Annotated in this window: 22 protein-coding genes; 9 read left to right on the top strand and 13 right to left on the bottom strand. The window is 64.7% G+C overall.

The genetic code is table 11. The features are described 5' to 3' along the window. The 3 genes from X730_RS139540 (at position 1) to X730_RS139530 (ending at position 2,703) form a co-directional block, all read left to right on the top strand. Complete coding sequence (locus tag X730_RS139540; protein ID WP_023827356.1) at positions 1-1,143, top strand: benzoate/H(+) symporter BenE family transporter; 1,143 nt, start codon at positions 1-3, stop codon at positions 1,141-1,143. A gap of 117 nt (positions 1,144-1,260) precedes the next feature. Next, entirely contained in the window at positions 1,261-1,746 is a 486-nt protein-coding gene (locus X730_RS139535; RefSeq protein ID WP_023827357.1) for a DUF2852 domain-containing protein, read from the top strand. Positions 1,747-1,944: 198 nt separating this feature from the next. Then, positions 1,945-2,703 carry a M48 family metallopeptidase gene (locus X730_RS139530; protein WP_023681391.1) on the top strand — a complete coding sequence of 253 codons (759 nt, stop codon included), beginning with the start codon at positions 1,945-1,947 and terminating at the stop codon, positions 2,701-2,703. An 18-nt stretch (positions 2,704-2,721) separates the two neighbouring features. Here the strand turns inward: X730_RS139530 and X730_RS139525 are convergent, their stop codons facing one another. Next, a complete protein-coding gene (locus tag X730_RS139525; protein WP_023672288.1) occupies positions 2,722-2,940 on the bottom strand; it encodes a hypothetical protein in 219 nt (72 codons plus the stop codon). 109 nt (positions 2,941-3,049) lie between these two features. Here X730_RS139525 and X730_RS139520 point away from each other — a divergent pair, with 109 nt between their 5' ends. From X730_RS139520 to X730_RS139495, 6 genes are all read left to right on the top strand, one after another. Further along, positions 3,050-3,709, top strand: a complete 660-nt coding sequence (locus X730_RS139520; protein ID WP_023681392.1) for a phosphoribosylanthranilate isomerase — start codon at positions 3,050-3,052, stop codon at positions 3,707-3,709. Positions 3,710-3,799: 90 nt separating this feature from the next. After that, complete coding sequence (trpB, locus tag X730_RS139515) at positions 3,800-5,050, top strand: tryptophan synthase subunit beta (protein ID WP_023681393.1); 1,251 nt, start codon at positions 3,800-3,802, stop codon at positions 5,048-5,050. Between the two features lie 2 nt (positions 5,051-5,052). Continuing rightward, complete coding sequence (gene trpA, locus X730_RS139510) at positions 5,053-5,892, top strand: tryptophan synthase subunit alpha (protein WP_023827358.1); 840 nt, start codon at positions 5,053-5,055, stop codon at positions 5,890-5,892. A gap of 101 nt (positions 5,893-5,993) precedes the next feature. Beyond that, positions 5,994-6,920, top strand: a complete 927-nt coding sequence (gene accD / locus X730_RS139505) for an acetyl-CoA carboxylase, carboxyltransferase subunit beta (protein ID WP_023672292.1) — start codon at positions 5,994-5,996, stop codon at positions 6,918-6,920. 62 nt (positions 6,921-6,982) lie between these two features. Then, complete coding sequence (locus tag X730_RS139500; protein ID WP_023672293.1) at positions 6,983-8,308, top strand: folylpolyglutamate synthase/dihydrofolate synthase family protein; 1,326 nt, start codon at positions 6,983-6,985, stop codon at positions 8,306-8,308. A 26-nt stretch (positions 8,309-8,334) separates the two neighbouring features. After that, a complete protein-coding gene (locus X730_RS139495; RefSeq protein WP_023681395.1) occupies positions 8,335-8,754 on the top strand; it encodes a VOC family protein in 420 nt (139 codons plus the stop codon). Positions 8,755-8,776: 22 nt separating this feature from the next. Here the strand turns inward: X730_RS139495 and X730_RS139490 are convergent, their stop codons facing one another. The 12 genes from X730_RS139490 to X730_RS139435 all read right to left on the bottom strand — a co-directional run bounded on the left by X730_RS139490 (position 8,777) and on the right by X730_RS139435 (position 24,646). Next, positions 8,777-9,025: a hypothetical protein gene (locus X730_RS139490; RefSeq protein WP_023827359.1), complete on the bottom strand. Its 249-nt coding sequence runs from the start codon at positions 9,023-9,025 to the stop codon at positions 8,777-8,779. A gap of 70 nt (positions 9,026-9,095) precedes the next feature. Then, positions 9,096-9,377: a cupin domain-containing protein gene (locus X730_RS139485; protein WP_023696001.1), complete on the bottom strand. Its 282-nt coding sequence runs from the start codon at positions 9,375-9,377 to the stop codon at positions 9,096-9,098. Positions 9,378-9,567: 190 nt separating this feature from the next. Further along, positions 9,568-9,891: a thioredoxin gene (trxA, locus tag X730_RS139480; RefSeq protein WP_023672297.1), complete on the bottom strand. Its 324-nt coding sequence runs from the start codon at positions 9,889-9,891 to the stop codon at positions 9,568-9,570. A gap of 73 nt (positions 9,892-9,964) precedes the next feature. Then, the gene (gene addA / locus X730_RS139475) at positions 9,965-13,483 is read right to left on the bottom strand and encodes a double-strand break repair helicase AddA (RefSeq protein ID WP_023827360.1); all 3,519 of its coding nucleotides are present in this window, start codon (positions 13,481-13,483) and stop codon (positions 9,965-9,967) included. Continuing rightward, positions 13,480-16,617, bottom strand: coding sequence for a double-strand break repair protein AddB (gene addB / locus X730_RS139470; RefSeq protein ID WP_023827361.1), 3,138 nt, complete (start codon positions 16,615-16,617; stop codon positions 13,480-13,482). Before addB ends, addA begins: the two co-directional genes overlap by 4 nt. Further along, positions 16,614-17,318: a nucleotidyltransferase family protein gene (locus X730_RS139465; protein WP_031197320.1), complete on the bottom strand. Its 705-nt coding sequence runs from the start codon at positions 17,316-17,318 to the stop codon at positions 16,614-16,616. The genes addB and X730_RS139465 overlap by 4 nt, the downstream gene beginning before the upstream one ends. 14 nt (positions 17,319-17,332) lie before the next feature. Beyond that, positions 17,333-18,844 (bottom strand): tRNA (adenosine(37)-N6)-threonylcarbamoyltransferase complex ATPase subunit type 1 TsaE, encoded by a 1,512-nt coding sequence (gene tsaE, locus X730_RS139460; RefSeq protein WP_023681400.1) that lies wholly within the window; start codon positions 18,842-18,844, stop codon positions 17,333-17,335. Positions 18,845-18,852: 8 nt separating this feature from the next. Then, positions 18,853-21,417: a PAS domain-containing sensor histidine kinase gene (locus X730_RS139455; protein WP_023687430.1), complete on the bottom strand. Its 2,565-nt coding sequence runs from the start codon at positions 21,415-21,417 to the stop codon at positions 18,853-18,855. A 307-nt stretch (positions 21,418-21,724) separates the two neighbouring features. After that, on the bottom strand, positions 21,725-23,125 hold the full coding sequence (ahcY, locus tag X730_RS139450) for an adenosylhomocysteinase (protein ID WP_023827362.1): 1,401 nt from the start codon (positions 23,123-23,125) through the stop codon (positions 21,725-21,727). A gap of 206 nt (positions 23,126-23,331) precedes the next feature. Continuing rightward, on the bottom strand, positions 23,332-23,622 hold the full coding sequence (locus X730_RS139445) for an HPr family phosphocarrier protein (RefSeq protein ID WP_023672303.1): 291 nt from the start codon (positions 23,620-23,622) through the stop codon (positions 23,332-23,334). Then, a complete protein-coding gene (locus X730_RS139440; RefSeq protein WP_023672304.1) occupies positions 23,619-24,020 on the bottom strand; it encodes a PTS sugar transporter subunit IIA in 402 nt (133 codons plus the stop codon). Before X730_RS139440 ends, X730_RS139445 begins: the two co-directional genes overlap by 4 nt. Before the next feature lie 164 nt (positions 24,021-24,184). Next, a complete protein-coding gene (locus tag X730_RS139435; protein ID WP_023681402.1) occupies positions 24,185-24,646 on the bottom strand; it encodes an HPr kinase in 462 nt (153 codons plus the stop codon). Positions 24,647-24,653: the final 7 nt, after the last annotated feature.

Genomic DNA, 24,653 nt, shown 5'->3' on the forward strand with positions numbered 1-24,653 from the left:
ATGCGCATTTCCATCCCGATATCCGCCTTTGTCGCGGCAATCGTCGGCTTCGGCGGCACGCTGGCCGTCGTCATTGCCGCCGCCAAGGCGGTTGGCGCCACGCAAGCCGAAACCGCGAGCTGGGTGACGGCAGTGTGCGTGGCGATGGCGATCGAATGCTTGTGGCTGTCCTGGCGCACGAAAATACCCATCATCACCGCCTGGTCGACACCGGGCCTGGCGCTGATGGCGGCATCGAGCGGGTTTACCATGGCTGATGCGGTCGGCGCCTTCATCGTCACCAGCTTGATGTTGATCGCCACCGGCCTGTTCAAGCCGCTGACCCAGCTGATATCAAGGATACCGGCGTCGGTCGCGTCCGGCATGCTGGCGGGCATCGTCGTCACCTTCGCGCTCAATGCCGTCAAGACCATTCCGGTCGATCCCTGGCTGATCCTGCCGCTGATCGCGGCCTTCTTCGTCATTCGCCTGTTCAACCCGGCGCTGTCGGTGCTGGCGGTGCTGATCGGCGGCGGCATCGCCGCATTCCTGACAGGCCGTGTCGGCGGACTGCCGGCGCCGGAACTGTCGACGCTGACGCTGATTGCCCCGCATTTCAGCGCCGCAGCTGTCATCGGCCTGGCGCTGCCGCTCTACCTCGTCACCATGGCGTCGCAGAACCTGTCGGGTCTCGCCGTCTTGCGCGCCGCCGGCTATCACCCCGAACCCGGCCCGCTGATCGGCGTCACCGGCCTGTTCTCGCTGCTGTCGGCGCCGTTTGGCGGCTCGACCACCAATCTGGCCGCGATCTCTGCGGCGATCTGCACCGGGCCGGACGTCCATCCCGACCCGGCCGAGCGCTGGAAGACCGGACCCTTCTATGCACTTGCCTATCTGATCTTCGCGGTTTTCGGCGCCTCGCTGGTGGCGATCTTCGCAGTGCTGCCGCAAAGCCTGATCGTGCTGGTGGCCGGCCTGGCGTTGATGGGGTCGCTGGCCAACGCGCTGGCGATCGCGCTCAAGGACGAGGACCAGCGCATGGCGGCTACTGTCACCTTCGTTGTCACCGCGTCGGGGCTGACTTTGTTCGGCGTTGGCGCCGCCTTCTGGGGCTTGGTCGCCGGCCTGGTCGTGCTTTTCCTCGAAGCGGTCAAAAAGCGATAATCAATTCAGGACCTTGTCCGGTTTTGGCGGACGTTGTCTTGAATCGCCGTTTTTCTCATCCCATTTCGAATCCACGCAGCCGCTCTTGGCTGTCTCCAACCGAAGGAATGGGAGAAAATGAACACATCCGCATTGATCCGCCCGGCCTGGACGCCGGCGACCATCGCGCTGATGGTGATCGGCTTCATGGTGTTCTGGCCGCTTGGCTTCGCCATGCTCGCCTACATCATCTGGGGCGACCGGCTTGACGGCTTCAAGCGCGACGTCAACCGGGCCACCGACGGCATCTTCGCCGGCTGCCGTCGCGGTTCCGACAAGGCCGCGCGCTGGGGCCACGGTTCGGCCCGCACCGGCAATGTCGCTTTCGACGACTGGCGCGAGAAGGAACTCGAACGCCTCGCCGAAGAGCGTCGCAAGCTCGATGAGATGCTGAGCGAGTTCGACGAGTACGCCCGCGAATTGCGCCGCGCCAAGGACCAGGACGAGTTCAACCGCTTCATGGCCAACCGCAACAAGTCGACAGCGCCTGCGAAGACAGGCTCGGCCGAAACGGCCAAGCCCGCGACGCCCAAGCGCAAGGGCCCGAACCTGCTTGACGACTGAGGCTGCGCGCATGACCCCGAAAATCGAAACCGATTTTCGGAAAGGTTCATGCGCCGAATTAGAGTGCTACAGCGTCCTTTGCGCGTCAGAGACGCGCGGCGCTCTAAGACAGGCCTTGGCATGATGGACGGCGTCGCGCGAGCGGCGCCGTTTCTTTTTTGTTCTGGTCGTTTTCCTCGAATCGCGTATCGTTCAGCCATGTCCTTCGGCTTTTTCCGCAACCTGACCAAACCAAAACCCTCGCCTGTCGAAGAGCGAGAGCACGTCGTTGCCGGCCGCACACTGCCGCTCAGGATCGTCGAGAGCGCCCGCGCACGGCGGCTGACGCTGCGCATCGATTCGGGCGGCCAGGGGCTGCGCATCACCGTGCCGCCGGGCCTGCGCCGCGGCGAGGTGGAGAAATTCCTTCACCGCCATCAGGGCTGGCTGGAGCAGCGTCTGGCCAAGGTACCGACACGGCCGCAAGTGCGCCCCGGCATCAAGATCCCGATACGCGGCGTCGCGCATCGCATCGTCCACGAACCGTCGAAACGCGGCACCGTCACCGTGTCGCGCGACGAGCGCGGTCCGCTGCTGATCGTCCATGGCGAGCGCATACATTTGCCGCGCCGCATCGCCGATTTCCTCAGGCGCGAGGCCAAGAAGGACATCGAGAAGCTGGTGGTCAAGCATACCGAGGCCATCGGCAAGCGCGCCAAGGCTATCCGCTTCAAGGACACGTCGAGCCGCTGGGGCTCCTGCACTTCCGACGGCAATTTGTCCTTCTCATGGCGCATCATGATGGCGCCGACGCCGGTGATAAACTACTTGGTCGCGCATGAGGTGGCGCATCTCAAGGAGATGAACCACGGCCCGAAATTCTGGAAACTGTGCGAGCAGCTCTGCCCCGACACCGACCGCTGCAAGGACTGGCTGAAGCGGAATGGTGGGGCATTGCAGGCGATTGTGTTCGATTAGCCTTCGCCGGCGGCGCGCTCAATCATCATTGGCCGCATTAAGCTCTTCAGGCCGCAGCCCTTCGTCGCCATGGCGCGGCCATGGCAGGAAATTCTGCTCGAACGCATCGCTGCCGAAATAATCCAGGACCCGGTGCGCTTCCGCCCCGTCGAAGGCGGCCTTTTGCATCAGATGGGCGATGACGTCGCGCGCTTGCGCGATCTTCTGCCTGAGTTCGGCTATGCTCTGGTCGGCCATTCGTCTGCTCCGCCTTGCTTCTCCCATCAATAGGTAGCGCCTTTGGCGTTGCCGGCAAACAGCATGCTTTTTCTCGACTCTTGGCCGGTTTCGTGCCAAGCCCCGCGCCATGGCGCTCGATATCAAGATCTGTGGATTGAAGACCGATGAGGCAATGGCCGCGGCCCTGGCCGGCGGCGCCAGCCATGTCGGCTTCATCTTCTTTGCTAAAAGCCCGCGCTATGTCGAGCCTGCGGCAGCCGGCCGCCTGCGCGAGGCGGCAATCGGCAAGGCCAGGGCGGTCGCCGTGACGGTCGATGCCGATGACGCGTTCCTGGATGAGATCGTCGCAAAGATGCGCCCCGACATGCTGCAGTTGCACGGCACGGAGACGCCCGAGCGGGTGGCCGAGGTGAAAGCTCGCTACGGCCTGCCTGTCATGAAGGTGTTCTCCGTCAGTGAGGTAGCCGATCTCGAGCGGCTAAAGCCGTTCATCGGCGTTGCCGATCGCTTCATGTTCGATGCCAAGCCACCAAAGGGCTCGCAACTTCCGGGCGGCAATGGCGTCGCCTTTGACTGGCGCATCCTGGCCGGCCTTGACGCCGGGCTCGATTACATGCTTTCCGGTGGGCTCAACGCCGCCAATATCGGCGACGCCCTGATATCAGCCAATCCGCCCGCGATAGACATTTCGTCGGGGGTGGAAAGCGGCCCGGGCGTCAAGGATCCGGCGCTGATCGAGCAGTTCTTCCGGGCCGTCAGGGCCGCGCGCGACGACCGCGCTGCCTGAGGCACTTCTTTCGAACCCGAGCATGTTCCGGAGAAGTGGGAACCGGTTTTCCGATAAGACATGCTCAGAACCAAGACCAGGAGATCGGCGATGAACAAGCCGGCGACACCCAATTCCTTCCGCACGGGACCCGACGAACAGGGCATGTTCGGCATCTTCGGGGGCCGCTTCGTGGCCGAGACGCTGATGCCGCTGATCCTCGACCTCGAACGGCACTGGAACGAGGTCAAGAACGATCCGGACTTCAAGGCCGAACTGACCGACCTGTCGACCCATTATGCCGGTCGGCCATCAAAGCTGTATTTCGCCGAAGGGCTCACAAAACACCTTCGTGAGGTTTCCTCGGCGAAGGGCCTCGGGGGCGGCGCCAAAGTCTACTTCAAGCGCGAGGATTTGAACCACACCGGTTCGCACAAGATCAACAACTGCCTCGGCCAGATCCTGCTGGCCAAGCGCATGGGCAAGAAGCGCATCATCGCCGAGACGGGCGCTGGTCAGCACGGCGTTGCCGCGGCCACGGTCGCGGCGCGCTTCGGCTTTCCCTGCGTCGTTTATATGGGCGCCACCGATGTCGCCCGCCAAAGCCCCAACGTCTTCCGCATGAAGCTGCTCGGCGCCGAAGTGCGGCCGGTGACCGCCGGTCACGGCACGCTGAAGGACGCCATGAACGAAGCGTTGCGCGACTGGGTCACCAATGTCGAGGACACTTATTACCTGATCGGCACTGCCGCCGGCCCGCATCCCTATCCGGAGCTGGTGCGCGACTTCCAGTCGGTGATCGGCATCGAGGCGCGCGCCCAGATCCTCGAACAGGAAGGCCGGCTACCCGACACCATCATCGCGGCTGTCGGCGGCGGCTCGAACGCCATCGGCCTGTTCCATCCGTTCCTGGATGACAAAGAAGTCCGCATCATCGGCATCGAAGCCGGCGGCCGCGGCCTTGACGGCATCGAGCATTGCGCCTCGATGAATGCCGGCGCGCCCGGCGTGCTGCACGGCAACCGCACCTATCTCTTGCAGAACGCCGACGGCCAGATCCTCGACGGCCATTCGATCTCAGCCGGCCTCGACTATCCCGGCGTCGGCCCCGAACATTCCTGGCTGCGCGATTCCGGCCGCGTCGAATATGTGCCGATCCTCGACGACGAGGCGCTGGAAGCCTTCAAGCTGACGACGCGCGTCGAAGGCATCATCCCGGCGCTGGAATCCGCCCACGCCATCGCGCATGCGGTGAAGATCGTGCCTGATATGGACAAGGACCAGATCGTCATCGTCAACCTGTCGGGACGCGGCGACAAGGATGTGCACACAGTGGCCTCGATGCTGGGCATGGAGATCTGATCATGGTGACCCGCATCGACCGCCGCATGGCAAAACTGAAAGCCGAGGGCCGCCCGGCGCTCGTCACCTATTTCATGAGCGGCGACCCCGACTATGACACCGCTTTGTCGATCATGAAGGCGCTGCCCAAGGCCGGCGCCGACATCATTGAAATGGGCATGCCGTTTTCCGATCCGATGGCCGATGGACCGGCGATCCAGGCCGCTGGCCTGCGGGCGCTGAAAGGTGGCCAGACCCTGGTCAAGACGCTGAAGACGGCGGCTGATTTCCGCGCCACCGACAATGAAACGCCGATCGTGCTGATGGGCTACTACAACCCGATCTACATCTACGGTGTCGATCGCTTCCTCAAGGACGCCATCGCCAGCGGCATTGACGGGCTGATCGTCGTCGACCTGCCACCGGAGATGGACGAAGAACTCTGCATTCCGGCGCTGAAGGCCGGCATCAACTTCATCCGCTTGGGAACGCCGACCACCGACGACAAGCGCCTGCCCAAGGTGCTGCAGAATACGTCGGGCTTCGTCTATTACGTGTCGATGACCGGCATCACCGGCTCGGCTTTGGCCGACACCGGCAAGGTTGCCGCCGCGGTCAAGCGCATCAAGGGCCACACCAATCTGCCGGTCTGCGTCGGCTTCGGCGTCAAGACCGCCGAGCAGGCGCGCATTATCGGCGCCAATGCCGATGGCGTCGTCGTCGGCACCGCGATCGTCAACGCGGTCGCCAATGTGTTGGGACCGAAGGGCGAGAAGATCGCCGACCCGGCCGAGGCCGTCGCCACCCTGGTCAGCGGACTGTCTCAGGGCGTGCGTTCGGCCCGCCTTGCTGCTGCCGAATAGTTTCCCTACTTAGGCCTTGTGCAAGTCGTTATCCCAAAACCGGTTCCCACTTTTGGGCGACATGCACGAGCCAACTCTTCGTCAGGACAGGAGCCGAAGCGATGAACTGGATCACCAATTACGTTCGCCCGAGGATCAATTCGATGCTCGGTCGGCGCACCGACATGCCCGAGAATCTCTGGATCAAGGATCCCGAGACCGGCGAGATGGTGTTTCACAAGGACCTGGAATCCAACCAGTTCGTCATCCCGTCATCGGGCCATCACATGAAGATTTCGGCCAAGGAACGGCTGAAATTCTTCCTCGACGACGGCAAATACGAGCAGCTTGAGAACCCCAAGGTCATGCAGGACCCGCTCAAGTTCCGCGACGAGAAGCGCTACACGGACCGGCTGAAGGACGCCAAGGCCAAGACCGGCCTGGAAGACGCCATCATCAACGCGCTGGGCACGGTCAAAGGCCTGCCGGTTGTGGTGACGGTGCAGGATTTCGCCTTCATGGGCGGCTCGCTCGGCATGGCCGCGGGTGACGCCATTGTGCACGGTTTCGAGGTCGCCTTGCAGCGCAAGCGGCCGCTGATCCTGTTTGCCGCCTCCGGTGGCGCGCGCATGCAGGAAGGCATTCTGTCCCTGATGCAGTTACCGCGCACCACGATCGGCGTCGACCGGCTGAAGGAAGCCGGCCTGCCATACATCGTCGTCTTGACCAACCCGACCACCGGCGGCGTTACCGCCTCCTACGCCATGCTGGGAGACGTCCACATTGCCGAGCCCGGCGCGCTGATCGGCTTTGCCGGCCCGCGCGTCATCGAGCAGACCATCCGGGAGAAACTGCCGGACGGTTTCCAGCGCTCCGAATATCTGATGGAGCACGGCATGGTCGATATGGTGGTGTCGCGGCTGGAACTGCGCGAGACGATTTCACGGCTGTTGAAAATCCTGCTCAAACTGCCGCAGGAGCAAAAGCCGCTGGAGCCGGAAATCCTGCCGCCGTCGGTCATCCCGACGGAAGCCCGCCCGCAAGCCTGACGCGACATTTCTGGCCGCAAACCGCGATTGCGTGCACCTGCGCGCATGCGTAGGATTCGCTCATGACAACGCTTGCCGCAGATCGTGAAATCGAAGCCCTGATGGCGCTGCATCCGAAAGGCTTCGACCTTTCGCTCGACCGCATCACAAGGCTGCTCGAACGCCTCGGCAATCCGCAGGAGCGGCTGCCGCCGGTCATCCATATCGCCGGCACCAACGGTAAGGGCTCGTGCGCGGCCTTTTCGCGCGCGCTGCTCGAAGCCGGCGGCCACCTTGTCCATGTCCACACTTCGCCGCATCTGGTGAACTGGGCCGAGCGCTACCGGCTGGCGGCCGAGGGCGGCGGCCGGCTGGTCGACGACGAGACCTTCGCCGAGGCCATCGCCCGCGTCGCCCGGGCCAATGCCGGCCAGAAGATCACCGTCTTCGAAATCCTAACCGCCGTCACCTTCATCCTGTTTTCCGAGCATCCGGCTGCCGCCGCCATCATCGAGGTCGGCCTTGGCGGCCGCTTCGACGCCACCAATGTCGTTGCCCGGCCGGCGGTGTCGGTGATCATGCCGGTGTCGATGGATCACGAAGCCTATCTCGGCGACCGGGTCGAACTGATCGCCGCCGAAAAGGCCGGCATCATGAAGCGCGGCTGCCCGGTGGTCATCGGCGCGCAGGAGAGCGAGACGGCGCTGCAAGTGCTGATCGAAACCGCCGAGCGGCTGGATTGCCCGACCTTCGTCTACGGCCAGGATTTTCTCGCCTTCGAGGAAAACGGCCGCATGGTCTATCAGGATGAGGACGGGCTGATGGACCTGCCGCCACCGCGCCTGCCCGGGCGCCACCAGTTCGCCAATGCGGCGGCAGCGATTGCCGCCGTCAAGGCCACCGGTTTCGAAATCAGTCATCGCGCCACTGAGAAGGCGATGGCGAGCGTCGCATGGCCGGGCCGCATGCAGAAACTGGTACAGGGCCGGCTGATGGAGCTGGCGCCCAAGGGCGCCGACATCTGGCTCGACGGCGGCCACAATCCGGGCGCCGGCATGGTCATTGCCGAGGCGCTGGCCGAGCAGGAGGAAAAGAACCCGCGGCCGCTGTTTCTGATCTCCGGCATGATCAACACCAAGGACCAGAGCGGCTACTTCCACGCCTTCAAGGGCCTGGCTCGGCACGTCTACACCGTGCCGGTGAGCATGAGCGATGCCGGCGTGCCGAATGACGAGCTGGCGGTGCGGGCGACCGAAGCCGGCCTCACGGCCGAACCGGTCAGTTCCGTCGCCAGTGCGCTGATGCTGCTGCGCGACACCTGGGACGGGCCGGCGCCACGCATCCTGATCGGGGGGTCGTTATATCTCGCCGGCGCGGTGCTGGCCGAAAACGGCACGCCGCCAACCTGAAGCCATTTCACTGCGAGGAGCCCATCATGATCAAGGTCAAGCAACTCGCCCATGTCTGCATCTTCGCGCATGATCTGGAGGCGACGCGAAGCTTCTACCGCGACGTGCTTGGCCTCGACACGCAGTTCAATTTCCTGCGCGACGACAAGGTCTTCGGCTTCTACCTCAATTGCGGCGGCCGCAGCCATGTCGAGGTGTTCCAGAAGGACGGCACTGCATACAGCGAGCAGAACCAGATCAACCATTTCTGCCTGGAAGTCGAAGATCTCGACGCGGCGATCGCCCATATCAAATCGAAGGGCATCGACGTCACCGCCAAGAAGCACGCCTGCGACGACACTTTTCAGGCCTGGATCCGCGATCCCAACGGCGTGAAGATAGAGCTGTTCGAATACACCGCCAAAAGCGCGCAATTTACCGGAGGCGACCGCATCGCCGACTGGTGAGCTGTGTTGGTGTCGACGAGGATCAAAGCTCCGGCCCTGTATGGACCTTGAGGCTTTTCCGGATGATTTCTTCCAGATCGATATCCGCGCCACTGCTTGCCGTCAGGCGGGAGTAGAAGGTGGACGCCGGTTCTCGCCCCGCCTCCCGAATCTCATAGGATTCAAGCGCGCGTTCGACGATATCCGCTATCGAGCGGTTTTCGCGATGAGCAAGACGATGCGCAAGATCTCGTGCTTTTGCGCTGCGGGCGGAAAGCCGGGGTTCGGCCATTTCAAAATACCTTCGAGAAAATATATCCCATTTAGGACGAGCCATCAAGATGGCAGAGGATGGCAAGCCATCACCTTAGCTCAATCTCGATGAAGGCATACTCGCCGTCATTGGCGCTAATGACGTCGTGTTCGACGCCCTCCTTTCGGAAATAGGGCGCACCCTTCTTCATCTCGGCAAAACTCTCGCCGTCCTTGGTCACCAGCTTCACCTTGCCGTCCATCAGCGGCACCACGACATAGTCGTGGCCGTGGCGATGCCAGCCGGTGTTGTCGCCGGGCTGGAACCGATACTCGGTGACGATGACGCGCTCATTGTCGATGAAGACGGTGGCCTTGGCGGATCCGGTCATTCTGTTTCTCCCTGTCCTGCCTCAAGCAGATGACATGGAGTGCGCCGATGCGAGGGCCAGAGGCGGCCGGGCGATGACGCCAAAGAAAAAGCCCGGCGCGAGGGCCGGGCTTCGATCTCGGGAACTAATGCAGGTCGCCCAAAAGTGGTCCCGGTTTTGGGAGGACGACATGCATCAAAACAAAGCCAGATCAGGCGAGGCTGCCATTGATCCAGTGCGACAGCGCGGTCTTCGGCGCGGCGCCGACCTTCATGTCGGCGACTTCGCCGCCCTTGAAGATCATCAGCGTCGGGATCGAGCGCACGCCGAATTGGGCGGCAAGCTCGGGGTTCTCGTCGATGTTCAGCTTGGCGATCTTGATCTTGTCGCCGAGCTCATTGGCGATCTCTTCCAGCGACGGACCGATCATCTTGCAGGGGCCGCACCATTCGGCCCAGAAATCCACGACGACGGGCTGCGAGGCGTTGAGCACATCGGCCTGGAAATTGCTCTTGTCGACCTTGACGGTGGCCATACGAAAATCCTTTCGAAATTTATCTCGCACCAAATGTGGTGGTTCAGCAGCCCTTCTTCAAGCAGAACTTGTGTCACGCTCCCGTGAGTCGGGCAAGGGCGCCATCCATCGCCTGGGCCGGCAGTTCGATAAGCCTCGGTGCCTCGGTGAACAACAGTGCTGCCGTCACCGCGCGGCCGGGGTAAAGCGGCTGGAGCAGCGCGCGGTAGAGCGCCAGCTGCAGTATATAGGCCGGCGGCACCTGGGCCAGGCCTGCGGGCGCCGGCCGGTTGGTCTTGTAGTCGACGATCGATACGCGCCCGGGCGTCACCGCCAGCCGGTCGATCTTGCCGGAGATCGAGCGCAGCCTGCCCTTGACCTCGATACTGCCCATGACGGCCACTTCGGCGCGGGACGAGGGCGAAAACAGCCCGGCAAAACGCGAATCTCTGAGGATCGCCATCACCGAAGCCAGCGCTTTGTTGCGCTCGGCCTCCGGCCAGTCGGCGCCGGCTCGAATGAGATACTGCGCCGCCGCGCCTTGCTGTTCGTCTTCGGCAAAACCGGGCAGCATCTGCACCAGCTTGTGCAGCGCCAGCCCGCGCATCACGGCAAAACCGGGCTCCGCTTCGCTGTCCAGCACCGGCGAACGCGTATCGACGACCGCCTCCTTGCCCTCGTCGATCAGCGCCGACGCGCCGGAAGGCGACAGCGGGCGCGGCAGCTCCTCATAAGGCGGCAAGGGCCGGAACAAGCCCACCGGCAGCGGCGGCACCTGTTGCGGCAGCCGCGACTCGTCGGCTGCCGCTTGCGCCACCGGCGGAAGCTTGGTCATGACGAAACGGTGCACCGGCTCGCTGCTGGCGGGGTGGCGGCGCTCGGTGCTTTCGGGTGCACCTGTCAGCGCGCGGCTGACGATCGAATGCCAGGTGCCGGTGCTGGGCTGACGCTTGCCGTGATAGCCGCAGACGATCAGCCGGTCCTCGGCGCGCGTCATGCCGACATAGAGCAGCCGCCGGTATTCGTCGTCGGCAAGCTCCCGCGCCCTGGCCGAGGCCGCCTTGGAGAAGCCGTTCGCGACATCGGCGGCCGAGCGCCAGAGATAGCCCTTGCCGTCGAAATTGCGGCCCGAAGCGTCGAACGGCATGAGCCGCGGCAGATGCTGGTCGCTGAACGGCGCCGAACCGCCATCGACCAGGAAGACAACAGGCGCTTCCAGGCCCTTGGCGGCATGCACGGTCATGACGCGGACCTCGTCGCGCGTCTGGTCCATCTCGCGCTTGATCTCCGGGCCGGTGTTTTCCAGCGTCGCCAGGAAAGCCTCCAGCCCCGGCAAGCCGGTGCGTTCTTCGGCCAGACAGAAACTCAGGAACTCGTCGAGAATATCGCCGGCTTCCGGTCCAAGCCGGGCGATCATCTTCTTGCGCAGGCCGTCGCGCGCCAGCACCCCGGCGTAGAATTCGAACACCGGCCGGAACGCCGCCTCGTTGGCCCAGCCGTCGAGCCGGGCAACGACATCGGTCAGCGCGGTATTGTCGCCAGCATGCTGGCGTAATGAGGCGATCAGCGATGTTCCGGCTGGCCGTCCGGCGCCAAGCGTAAAAAGCGTCTCCTCCGACACGTCGAAAACCGGGCTGCGCAGCACGGCGGCGAGCGACAGGTCATCCTGCGGCTGGATGAGGAAATGGCCGAGTGCGATCAGGTCCTTGACCGCGATGTGGCCGGGCAGGCTCAGCCGGTCGGCGCCGGCGACGGGAATATCGCGGTCCTTCAGCGCGCGCGACAGCGCATGGACGAAGCGGTCGCGCTTGCGCACCAGCACAAGAATGTCGCCGGCCCTCAGCCTGCGTCCCTTGCCCTCGATGATCTCGCGGTCCTTGAGCCAGGTCTGGATGGTCGCAGCCACGTGCTCGGCCACCCGCACAGCCGGCGCGCTGGCATGATTGACCGGCAACGTCCAGTCGTCGGGCTCCTCGACGGCGTCAGCGCCGAGCGACGGCCAGACCTCGACATAGCCAGGCGCGTCGTTGCGGATCGCCTTGTGGTCGAGCGGATCGGGGTCATGGCTGATGCCGCGCCGCACGCCCGGATCGGCAAAGACGCGGTCGACGGCGGCAAGCACGTCGTCGGTCGACCGGAACGACCAGGTCAGTTTCAGGTCGGCAAACGAAGCATTGGCGGCGTTCACGCGTCCGGAAAACAAGAGCCGGCTGTCGGCGAAGGAATCCGGCGCGGCACCCTGAAAGGAATAGATCGACTGCTTTTCGTCGCCGACGGCGAACACCGTGCGATTGGTCGTGCCGCGCTGGCCGTGGCCGGCAAAGAACTCCTCCGCCAGCCGCTTCACCACCTCCCATTGGTCGGGGCTGGTGTCCTGCGCCTCGTCCAGCAGGATGTGGTCGATACCCTGGTCGAGCTTGTACTGCACCCAGGGGCCGGCATCGGGCCGCGCCAGAAGGTTGACGGTGCGGGTGATGAGGTCGTTGAAATCGAGAAAGCCGCGGCTGCGCTTCAGGCGCTCGTACCGCACGATCAGCCAGTCGGCTATGGTCAACGCCGCGACCGTGCCTTCCAGCATCCGGAACAGCGCCAGCCGGTCGGAGACGTCTGTTATCGACTTGACGGCCGCCAGATAGCGCTCGGGAAGGTCGGGCAGCCGGCCGAGCAGCGCCTTCTTGAACAACTTTGAGGGATCATAGGGGTCGCCATCGGCCTTGAGAAAGGCTTTGCCGAGCATCTGCAGCCGGCGGGTCGGGTCCGTCTCGGCAAAGGCCAAGCGGGCATAGGGCAAGAGATTGTTGAGCACGGTGCGGGCGTCGGTGGCCTCGGCGGCACTGGCGAACACTGCAAAGAAGTCCGGCAGGAAACCCGGCAGCGGCCATACCGATGCCGCTATGTCTTCGGCGCTCTGCCCGGGGCGAAAATGGAATTCGTCGAACAGGGCCTGAAAGCCGCCGCCGTCGCGCCGGACCGCACCGATGAAGCCGCGTAAGCCGTCGCGCTTGCGCACGATTTCGGCGAGCAGCGCATCGAGTCCGTGTTCGCCGCCGCGCTCCAGCACGGTGGCAAAGGCCTCGGCCAGTCCGGTGTCTCCGGCTGACGTGCCCGAAATCATGTCCCGGCGGGCGCCAGCAAACAGCGAGGCCTCCATCTGCGGATCGAGCATTTCGAAATGCGCCGGGATGTTGGCCTCCAGCGGAAACTGGTGCAGCACCGATTCGCAGAAGGCGTGGATGGTCTGGATCTTCAGCCCGCCCGGCGTTTCCAGCGCTTCGGCAAACAGCCGGCGCGCCCGCCGCATCGTGTCGCGGTCGGGTCGGCGGCCGTCCACCGCCTCAATCTTTGTGGCAAGCTCGGCATCGCCGAGCGCCGTCCATTCCGACAGGGTCGAGAACACGCGGTTCGACATGTTGGCGGCGGCCGCCCGCGTATAGGTCAGGCACAGGATCTTCGACGGATCGGTGCCGTTGAGCAGCAGCCGGATGACGCGCTGGGCCAGCACATGCGTCTTGCCCGAGCCGGCATTGGCGGACACCCAGGCCGAGTTCTTCGGGTCGGAGGCGCGCGCCTGGCTGGCGGCGGTTTCGCTGGGGATGGGATAGGCTTTTTTCATGCCTCCCCCGCTTCGTCATCGCTGTCGCCGCCGGCCGACCATTCGAGCACGCGCGCCAGATGGTCGTAATCGCCATCGCTCTCGCCCTCGCGAAAAGGCAGCGCCCGCGACAGATAGCCGGTCGTCGGATCGGCATAGTGGACCAGCAGCTTTTCCAACCGCGCCCAAGCCTCCTCGGCGAGGTCTTCGGCGGTCCGAGGCTGGCGGTTGTAGTCGAGGATGGATTCCTCGAACACTTCGCCATTCGGCTTCAGCCGCACGAATGCGAGCTGGGAGGGCTCGCGCGCGCCAAGCCCCTTGAAGGCGCCGCGCCGGAGCAGCGCCCCTTCGAGCGCCAGCTGTGGCGCCAGCAGCGTGTGGGCCTGCGCCTTGGACGGGGACGAGCCGGTCTTGTAGTCGAGAATGTCGGCCATGCCACCGGCCAAAAGGTCGACGCGGTCGGCATAGCCGGACAGCGTCACGCCGGTGCGGCCGACAGCGGTCTTTTCGGCGCGCTCCTCGGCATGCCGCCGGGCGACGGCGGGAGCGCGGCCGCGCTCCCATTCGATGATGTTGGCGGCAAGCTTTTCGAAGCGCGGCCACCACACAGCCTCGACGTCGGCGGGCAGGGCGATCTCGGCAAAGCAGGTCCGGCCGGCAGCGATGAGGCGTTCCAGAGCTTCGGGCGCGCGGGGATCCGCCACCTCTGTCGAGAACAGATGCAGGATGTCATGAAACAGCGTGCCGCGCTCGGCGGCACCGGGGTCGCGGATCACCGGTTCGAGCGGCAGAAGGCTCAGAATACGCCTGGCGTAGACCGCATAGGGGTCGCGGCGCAGCGTCTCGATCTCGGTCACCGAGAAGTGGGTGGGCCGCATGCTCAGCGGCGGTTTCGGCTGCGGTCGCGGCGCGAAATGCTGCCGCTCGCCGGCATCGAGCGCGCGCGCCCAGGCAAGCAATTCGTCGCCGCGCCCGCGCAGTGCGGCGGCCGGATCCTTGCCGATGAAGGTGAGGATGCGCTGCAACCAGCGCGACGGCACCGCCGGTGCGTCGCCGGCTCGGGCGGAGCGCGTCAGCACCACCTTTTTCGCCCCCATCGCCATCTGGAAATCGTGGGCGGCAAGGCCGATGCGCCGTTCGGGCGGCTCGAGGTCGATGCCGGTCTTCATCAGCCGCGACATGAAGCGGTCGCTTTCCGGCTTGCGTGGCCACACGCCTTCATTCAGCGCGCCAATGACCAGCGTGTCGACGTTCTGCAGCCGTGCCTCCAGCGCGCCCCATATGGCAATGTTGCGGTCTGTGCCTTGCCCGGGCTTGACCGTTTCCGGTGCTATCAGCGCGTCCATCACATCAGGCCATTCGTCGGCCGGGAAGTCGAACGATGCAGACGCGGCGACCACACCGCGCAGCAGCTCGGCGAGTTTCTCGCCGGCGTCGCCGGCATAAAATTCAGCCAGGCTGCCCTCCGCCGTGCGGCCGAGATTTTCCAGCGCGGCGACGCTCGCTCTGGTCAACGCGACGAGATCGGCGTTCTCTTCACCGCGAAAGGCGGTCAGCGGCGCCAGTGCCGTCACAAGCCGGCTCAGCATATCGCGGGCATCGTCGATGCCGCGCCCGCTCAGGCGCGAAAACCAGAAGGGCTGGCGCTTGTCCCCGCTCAGCCCGGCGAGACGCTCCTCGAACAGTGCTGGCAAAGAGGCGATGTCGGGGCGTCCGGTGCCGCCGCGCAGCGCCACGAGTTCGATGAGCTCGGCGGCATGGCGCACGCCGATGCGCTCAAGTCCGAGCCCGAGCAGCGGATGCTTGAGCAGCGACAAAAGGCCGACGGGATCGCCGGGCCGGAATACCGCTTGAAGTGTGAGCCGCAGCAGGCTGGCGGCAGGCGTGTTGGCGAGCGGCGTGCCGCCGGAATCGTCGGCGATCACGCCGAAGCGCAACAGCTCGGCCGAGACGCGCCGCGCCAGCCAGCGGTCGCCGGTAACGAGCGCTGCCCTTAGTCCCGGCTGTTCCACGGCGGTTTTCAGCGCGATGGCGATCGCCGCCGCCTCGTCGCGTTCGCTGGCGGCTTCGATCAGCGTCACGTCGGCGAAGGCCTCGGCGATGTCTACGGCGTTGAAGCATATGCGGGTCTCGGCCCATAATTCCGTGGTCTCGGCCGGCCGCAGCGCCTCGCCGACAAGGGCCGCGCGGAGCGCCAGTGCGGGCTCGGCGGAGACCACTTCCTCGACATCGCCACGCAGCACGCCAATCTTGCCGATCAGCTTGGCCATGCCGTATTGCGGGTGGCCAAGCAGTGCCGGCCGCGCACCGGGCGCCCCAATCGCGGCAAAAGACGGTTCGTCCAGCATCCCATCGAGCCCGGGCAGCACCACGGCGCCGTTGGGCAGGCTGGCGACCGTGGCAAGCAGTTCGGCCGTGGCGGGAATAGAGCCCGTCGAGCCGGCGGCGATCACCGGGCCTTTGGGCGGGTTGCGTTCCAGCCGCTTCGCCTCGCGCCGGATCAGCGAATTGCGGTGCGCGGCCGGGTTGGAGCGGTCGCGCTCCTCCAGCAATTTCGGCCAGGCCTCGGTGACGATACGGAGGAAATCGAGCGTCACAAGCCACCATCCGGCAAGATTGCCGGTGACCAGATCGGCAAGCCTGGTCCAGTCCGTGCCTTCGGTTTCGATCTCGTCCATCAGCCGGGCGAGGTCGCGCGCCAGCCAGATCGCATCGGCGGCGGAGGCCGGCACGACGATCTCTTCGTTGAACATATCAAGGACATGCGCCGGCAAGGTGCGCTTCCAGGCCCGCACCAGCGGCGCCAGTAGCAGCAGGCGTTCGATGGCTGCGATCGGCGGCGCCATTTCAAGCTCGGTCGGCGTGCCGGCGTCGAAGGCGGCTTCGTCCTCGTCGAACTCTCCGAGCGGGCGGATGACCGGCAGGATCGCCGAACGGCGGCTCCCCCCCGGTCCCGAAAGCGCGTCGACAAAAGCGCCGCGCAGCGCACGGGCCGCGCGCCGTGTCGGCACATAGATGGTGACATCAGCCAGCGCCAGCGGATCGCCGTCGAACCGGAAGCTGGGCACCAGCCGTCCGGCCAGCAAGGCCTCGGCCAGAGTCGGCAGGAATGGCGCTCCGGGCGGGATCGAAAGAACGCGGCGCGCGCCGCTCATACCACCTTCGCGAGAGCTTCGGCGGCGGCCGCTTCCGCCTGCGGAATGGCGTCGGGAGTGCCGACGGTGATCCAGCTTCCGCGCATCTGCATGCCGAACAGACGGCCAGAGGCGATTGCCTTGTCGAAATAGGTGTTGAGCGAATGCGCCCCGGCCGGCGCATCCCTGAAGATGGCGGGATTGACGATTGCCGCTCCGGCATAGATCAACCCGGCCGGATCGCCTTTCGAGCGCCGCAGGCCGCCATCCGGCGCCATCAGGAAATCCGTGCCGACACCGTGTCCGGTGGCCGAGTCGAGATCGGTAAGCATCAGCAGAATATCCATTTTCGCGCCGTCCCATGCAAGGGCAAGGCGCTCGAGGCTGGGCTGGCCGCTGTCGATCCAGAACGTATCGGCGTTGATGATGTAGAAGGGGTCGCTGCCCAGCAGCGGCAATGCCTTGACGATGCCACCCGCCGAATTCAGCAGTGCGTCGCGCTCGTCGGAAATGACGATCTTTGGCGCCCGCCTGTGGGCGATATGGGCGACGATCTGGTCCGGCAGATAGTGCACGTTGACGATGGCTTTCTCGACGCCGGCCGCTTCGAGACTGTCCAGCCCCCAGTCGAGCAAGGTCCTGCCGGCGATCCGCACCAGCGGCTTCGGCATGGTGTCGGTGATCGGCCGCATGCGCTTGCCAAGACCCGCCGCCAGCACCATCGCTGTGGTCAAGGTCACGGGAGCCGTTCCTCCAGCAGGCCATGTGCCATGTAAAACTCCTTCAGCTGAGCCAGCGCCGGGTGCGCCAGCGCCCGCCTGAGATAATCGCGGATGCGCGGCAGGTGTCGGAGATAATAGGGCTTGCCGTCGCGCTTTTCGAGCCGCACGAAAATGCCGAGGATCTTCGAATTGCGCTGCGCCGCCATGATCGCATAGGCCGCGCGGAAGGCGTCCTCATCGAAGCCGCCGGCGGCGTGGCGCGCAGCGACATAGGCGTCCACGGTCCGCTGCTCGATATCGGGCGAAACGGTGACGCGGGCATCCATGGCCAGCGACGCAACGTCATAGGCCGCCGGACCCATCAGCGCGTCCTGGACGTCGACGATGCCGAGGCGGTCGTGGCCTTTGCGGTCACCGCGCCAGATGATGTTGGGCGAATGGAAGTCGCGCAGCATCAGCGTGTATTCCTGTGTGTCCAGCCGATCGAGAACCGCGTTCCATTCCCTGTGATAGCCGGCGCGTAAAGCCTCGCTTGCCGGGCTGCCGGTCACCATCGGCACATACCAATCGACCAAGAGATCGGCTTCGATCAGCATGGCGTCGCGATCGAAGGGCGGCACCTCGTGGAAGACGCCTGGGACGGCTTCCATGCGCTGCAGCCAGGTCTTGCCATGCATCATGGCCAGCAATTCGGCTGCTGCCGTGTAGCGCTCGGCCGCCGGCTCACCATTGCCGTCGAGAAAACCTTCCGAGCCCAGATGCTCCAGCAGCAGAAACCCTTGCTCGAGATCCTCGGCATGGATTTTTGGGACACTGACACCTTGCGCCAGCAGCGCCTTGTCGATGGCGACGAAGGCGGTGACCGACTGCGCGGTGTGGGCGATCACGGCATAGGGCTTGCCGTCGCGCACCGGCGGCCCCAGCACCAGCCGCGGCGAATTCATCAGCACGCGCGGCGCAAGGCCGGCGCGCGAGACGATCTCATAGGAGCGCGCCGAGGCGTCGCCGACGAAATGGCGCCGCGCGGCGTCGCCCCAACCGGCCGTTTTGAGGAAATCGCGCATCGCCAGCGATCGGGCCACGCGTTCGAAGGCAACGCCTTGGCCCGATAGTTTCGCCAGGCGGCCTTCGCCCTGATGGACGAGTTCGATCCAGATCGACGTCCTGGGCAGAGCGGCCTCCGCCCGTTCCGGCCACTCGACAAGGGCAGCGCCCTGCAGCAGCGCCTCGTCGAAACCCAGCTCGTCCATCTCGCCGGCCGAGGACAGGCGATAGAGATCGAAATGGTGCACGGGGATGCGCGTGTCGTAGCTTTGCACCAAGGTGAAGGTAGGGCTCGGCACATCGAGGCCGGCATCGTCGGCCAGCGCCCTGATCAGGGCCCGCGCCAGCGTCGACTTGCCGGCGCCGAGATCGCCCTTGAGCGCCAGCACGTCGCCCGGCCGCAGCGCCATGGCCAGGTCCTCGCCGAGCCTTGCGGTCGCAGCCTCGTCGGCGAGAAAACGCTCCAGCACAACAACGGTCATCGAGCGCGCTACTCGGCCGCGGCGCGGATGCCCGACGGTGCATCGGGGAAGGTGCAGATGACGGTGGTGCCCTTGTCCTTGCCGGTCTCGATGCGCACGCTGCCGCCGTGCAGCTCGACAAAGCTCTTGACGATCGACAGGCCTAAGCCCGCACCGCGCCGGCGCCCGCCATTGGTGCGCGGCTCGAAGCGGCGGAACACCGAATCGAGCAGGTCCGGCGGCATGCCGGGGCCGTTGTCATGGACGGAGAATTCCACACCTTGCTCCAAATGCCGGCAGGCAAGCGTGATAGTGCTCGCCTCCGGCGCGTAATTGGCGGCGTTGCTGAGCAGATTGTAGAGGATCTGGCGAACCCGGGTCTCGTCGCCGTGAAAACTCTTCGGCGCCGCAGCGGCGTCGATCCGGAGCTTGATCGAATGCTCTTGCAGCCGGTCGGCGACCAGTTCGGCCGCGGCCTCGATGGTGCGCTCGACGCTTACTTCCGAAATGTCGAGCTGCATGATGCCGGCGTCGACGGTGGCGAGGTCGAGTATGTCGTTGACGATGGTGAGCAGCACCGAGGATGACGAGCCGACATGCTCGACATATTCGCGCTGCTTTGGGCTGAGCGGCCCGGTCGCCGGCAGCGACAGAAGCTCGGTGAAGCCGATGATGTTGGTCAGCGGCGAGCGCAGCTCGTAGGAGACATGCTGCACGAACTCGTTCTTCAGCTGGTCGGATTTCTGCAGCGCTTCGTTCTTGTCCTTCAGCGCGCGCTCGACATTGACGCTGTCGGTGACGTCCACAAAGGTCATCATCACCTGGCCGTTGGGCAGCGGGATGACGGCGTAGCTGAGCACTGTGCCGTTCTTCAGTTCGGTCTGGCCATGGCGGTCGCGGCGCTCGTCGTCGAAACCGGTGATGGCGGCGACGAACCCGCCCCACGGGCTGTCGACGGCGCGCTGGTCGCTGAGATCGCGGATCGCCGAGACATGGACGTTGGGCTTGATCACATCCTGGCTCAGTCCCCACAGCGCGACAAAGGCCGGGTTCGACAGGCGCAGCCGCCCATCGGGACCGAACACGGCGACGCCTTCGGCCAGATTGTCGAGCGTTTCGCCCTGGACCCGCACCGCCGTCTGGTAGCGGCTTTCGAGGTCCATCTTCTCGGTCAGGTTCTCGAACACCCAGGTCACGCCGCCCTTCGGCTGCGGGTTGGCCACCACGCGGATGGTCTTGCCGTCGGGCAGATGCCACCAATGCTCTTGCGATTCCACCGCGCGGTAGGCGCCAAGCAGGCCTTCTTTCCAGCGCCGCCATTCCGGCTGCTCGGCGATCTTGCCTTCGCTGCGCAGCCGGTCGAGCAGCAGCGCATTGTCGGGCGCGCTGTGCAGGAAGCCCGGGTCCAGCCCCCACAGTTTCTGGAACGCCTGGTTGAAGAAGCGCAACTTCTCGTTGGCATCGAAGATCGCCACCGCCGTGTTGAGCTGGTCGAGCGTGTCGGCATGGCTGCGCACCGTGCGCTCATATTCGCCGCGAATGGTTTCGGTGGCGCTGGTGTCGCAGGCAAGACCGGCCGAGCCGTCGGCACCGGCGAAGTCGGTGACGGCGAACACCCGGCGGTCGCCCTCGATCACCGTCGACAGCGTCTGTTCGAAGATCGGGCGCGATTTGTGCTGCGCGGCGATCTGTTCGCGCGCTTGGGCGCCGAGGAATTCCTTGGCTTCGCGCACGGCGGTCTCGGCGTTCGGTGCCTCGACCGCTCCGGCATAGGCACGGTTGACCCATTTCAGCCGCCCGTCGGTGGCGCGCAGCCAGGCCGGCATCGGCAAGGCGTCGAGCAGGCCGATCATGGTCTCGTAGTCGGCGGCCAGACGCTGGTTCTCGATCTTCAGCCTGGCTTGGCTCCTCTGAGTTTCCGACAGCGAGACGAAGCGCACCAGCACATGCGCGGCGCTCTTGCGGCCATGCACTTCAAGCGGCGCCCCGGCCTGCGATTCGATCACGAGATCAAAGGGTTTCGCTTTCTCGCGCAGACCAGCGACGGCATTTTCGAGCGCCGCCGCCGAGCGCGGCATCAGCCAGCGGCCGAAGGCGAGGAAGGCTGCACGGTCGTCCGGCGCACCGCTTTCCAGCGGCAGCGTGCCGATCAGCTCCGGCTTCTTGTTCTCCGACGCCCAGACGATGACGCGCTGGTCACGCAGATTGAGCAGCGCCTCGGAGCGCTGCAGCGCCGCATTGATGTCGGCAATGCGGGCTCTGAGTTCGACATTCTGCGCCGAGGTGCGGGCTCTTTCGCGGATCAGGAAGATGGCCGAGACCAGTGCCGCGCCCATGACGCCGACGAACATGGCGAGCTGGATGACTTCGACCGCGCTGACCGACAGTCCGGCCTTCTGCGCAATGGCCGGCTCGGCATGGGCGGCAAACGAGGTGAGCGGGCCGGCAAGAGCTGAGGTGGCAAGAAAGCCGGCGGTGCGGGCGCCAACGCGCCTCTTCAGGCCACCGCCTGTCGTGACGGAGCCAGTGCTATCGGAATCGTCATGGCCGCCGGAAACGGCCGATCCCGCGCGAGGCGGGTTTTCCCCCGGCATGCCTTGGTCCTCTTCGCCGCCTGAATGCAAGACCGCCTAGATCAGGATCACGTTTGATGAAACGCCCTTCTGACCTAACTCTTTTCTAAAGAGCATGATCTTTTCCGAAAACCGCTTCCCACTTTTCGCTGACGCGGTCCTTCGGTTCGAATCATGCTCTCGATGCGTACGCCGGCCTCGTCCCCGGCCCACGAATCAGCACAATAGCGCGTGCTGGAATCGGCGTGAAGAATCATCCGCGCAAAAAAGAAGCCGGGCGAAAAGTCAATCGCCCGGCTTCAATATCTAGTGGTAAACGCCGCTTTGGCTAATAGCGGTAGTGTTCCGGCTTGAACGGACCCTGCGGGGTCACGCCGATATAGGCGGCCTGTTCGCCGGAAAGTTCGGTCAGGCGGGCTCCAAGCTTGTCGAGATGCAGACGCGCCACCTTCTCGTCGAGGTGCTTGGGCAGCACATAGACCTGGTTCTGGTACTGGCCGGGCTTGGTGTAGAGCTCGATCTGCGCCAGCACCTGATTGGTGAACGAAGCCGACATCACGAAGCTCGGATGACCGGTCGCGTTGCCGAGGTTGAGCAGGCGCCCCTCGGACAGCAGGATCATCCGCTTGCCGTCCGGGAAGGTTATCATGTCGACCTGCGGCTTGACGTTGGTCCATTGCAGGTTGCGCAGCGACGCGACCTGGATCTCATTGTCGAAGTGGCCAATATTGCCGACGATCACCATGTCCTTCATCGAGCGCATGTGGTCGAGGGTGACCACATCCTTGTTGCCGGTGGTGGTGATGACGATGTCGGCGGTCGGTGCGGCATCTTCCAGCGTGACGACTTCAAAGCCGTCCATCGCCGCCTGCAGCGCGCAGATCGGATCGACTTCGGTGACCTTGACGCGGGCGCCGGCGCCCTTGAGCGAAGCCGACGAGCCCTTGCCGACGTCGCCGTAGCCGCAGACGACCGCAACCTTGCCGGCCATCATGGTGTCGGTGCCGCGGCGGATGCCGTCGACCAGCGATTCCTTGCAGCCATATTTGTTGTCGAACTTCGACTTGGTGACCGAGTCGTTGACGTTGATCGCCGGGAAGGGCAGCCGGCCCTTCTTCTGCAGCTGGTAGAGTCGGTTGACACCCGTGGTCGTCTCTTCGGTGACGCCGCGGATGGCTTCCTTCTGCTTGGTGAAGAACCCGGGCGAAGCCTTCAGCCGCTTCTTGACCTGGGCGTAGAAGTATTCCTCTTCCTCGCTCTGCGGGTTGGACAGCACGTCCTCGCCGGCTTCGGCGCGGGCGCCGATCAGTATGTACATGGTGGCGTCGCCGCCATCGTCGAGGATCATGTTGGAAAGGCCGCCATCGGCCCACTGGAAGATCCTGTCGGTGTAGTCCCAGTACTCCTCGAGCGACTCGCCCTTGACGGCGAACACCGGGATGCCGGCCTCGGCGATGGCCGCGGCCGCATGGTCCTGGGTCGAGAAGATGTTGCACGAGGCCCAGCGGATATCGGCGCCAAGCGCCTTCAGCGTCTCGATCAGCACCGCCGTCTGGATGGTCATGTGCAGCGAGCCGGTGATGCGCGCACCTTTCAACGGCTTCTTGTCGCCGAATTCCTCGCGGCAGGCCATCAGGCCCGGCATTTCGGTTTCGGCGATATCGAGTTCCTTGCGGCCCCAGCCGGCAAGCGAGATGTCGGCGACCACATAGTCCTTGCTACCTGTCATGGCAGTGCTCCGGTGTGATTTGTCTTCAGAATGCGCCTGCGCCACACGGCGCGTCGAAGGGCGCGGAATGCCGGCCTGACTAGCAGATCGCCGCCAAGACGACAATGGGATATAAAGAAATCTTTATGCGCGTATGTGTTTACGGGGATGCATGCCGCCCAAAAGTATCCCGCGGTTTTGGGACAACGGCGTTCAAAGCAAAAACTTCAGCACTCTTCGCCGAAGCGCGAGGCGACCAGCTGCTCCAGCGCGTCCATCGCCGCTGCGGCTTCAGCGCCGCTGGCTGTGACGCGGATCGAATAACCGGGGCTCGCCGCCAGCATCATCAGCCCCATGATCGAGGTGCCGCCGACCTTGAGACCATCCTTCTCGACATGGACGGTGGCGTCGAAGCCGCTGGCGACCTGGACGAACTTCGCCGAGGCTCGCGCATGCAGGCCGCGCTGGTTGACGATCGGGAACTCGCGCACGATCTCACCGGGCGACAGCGCGTTCATTTGCTGCTCAGCAGCTGACTTGCGACGTTGATGTATTTGCGCCCCGCAGCCTGCGCCTCGTCGAGCGCGGTCGCCATGTTGTCGCCCTTGCGGATCGACGACAGCTTGATCAGCATCGGCAGGTTCATGCCGGCGATGACCTCGGTGCGACCGGATTCCATCACCGAAATGGCAAGGTTGGAAGGCGTGCCGCCGAACATATCGGTCAGAACGATGACCCCGGTCCCGGTGTCGACGCGGCCGACGGCGTCGACGATATCGCGCCTACGCTGCTCCATATCGTCATCGGCGCCGATTGCCACGGTTTCGAAATTGTCTTGTGGCCCCACGACATGTTCCACGGCATGGCGGAACTCGGCGGCCAGTTGACCGTGCGTTACAAGCACGAGTCCGATCATTCTATGGTGGCTCCCGTCATCGCCGCTTCACAGGCGCTTTTTATGCTCGCCGGCCATCCCAGGCGGCGGGAGCGCTATCTTGTCGACGCGCGGCGCGTTGACAAGCCCAAAATTGCGTCGGCCATGGCCAATTTGACGCATTGCAGCAAAAAACCGGCGGCGGATCATACGAAAGGCGCAATCGCCAGCCGCGCCATTACCGCCGGCAAAGCCGCAGTGACGTTGCGCTGAACGAGGTCGATGCGCGGCACCACACAGCCGGCAATGGTCGCGCTCGCCTCTTCCTGGAAACGCTCCACAGCGTTTGCGGCAACCAGCTGGATCGTAAGGTCGATGACCCCCACGGGTTCGAACAAAAGCGGCTTCGGACCAAGCCCGGGCACCTCTGCGAGGCCGGCAATGCTGGCGGGCGCATGGCAGACCAGCCGCCCGAAACGCGCCGCGACAAACAGCTGGTCGTCGCCGATCAGCCGCGCAAACAGCCCGAGCCGGCTGAAATGGTCGATGAGCGCCAGCGCCAGCGTTGTCTTGCCCGAGCCGGACGGCCCGGTGATCAGGACGCCCCGCTCGCCAATCAGGACTGCGGTGGCATGGATGTTCTCGGGTTCCGCGGTGGGATCGGGCATGCGCAGC

This window comes from Mesorhizobium sp. L103C131B0 (genome assembly GCF_000502275.1).
Lineage (GTDB): Bacteria > Pseudomonadota > Alphaproteobacteria > Rhizobiales > Rhizobiaceae > Mesorhizobium.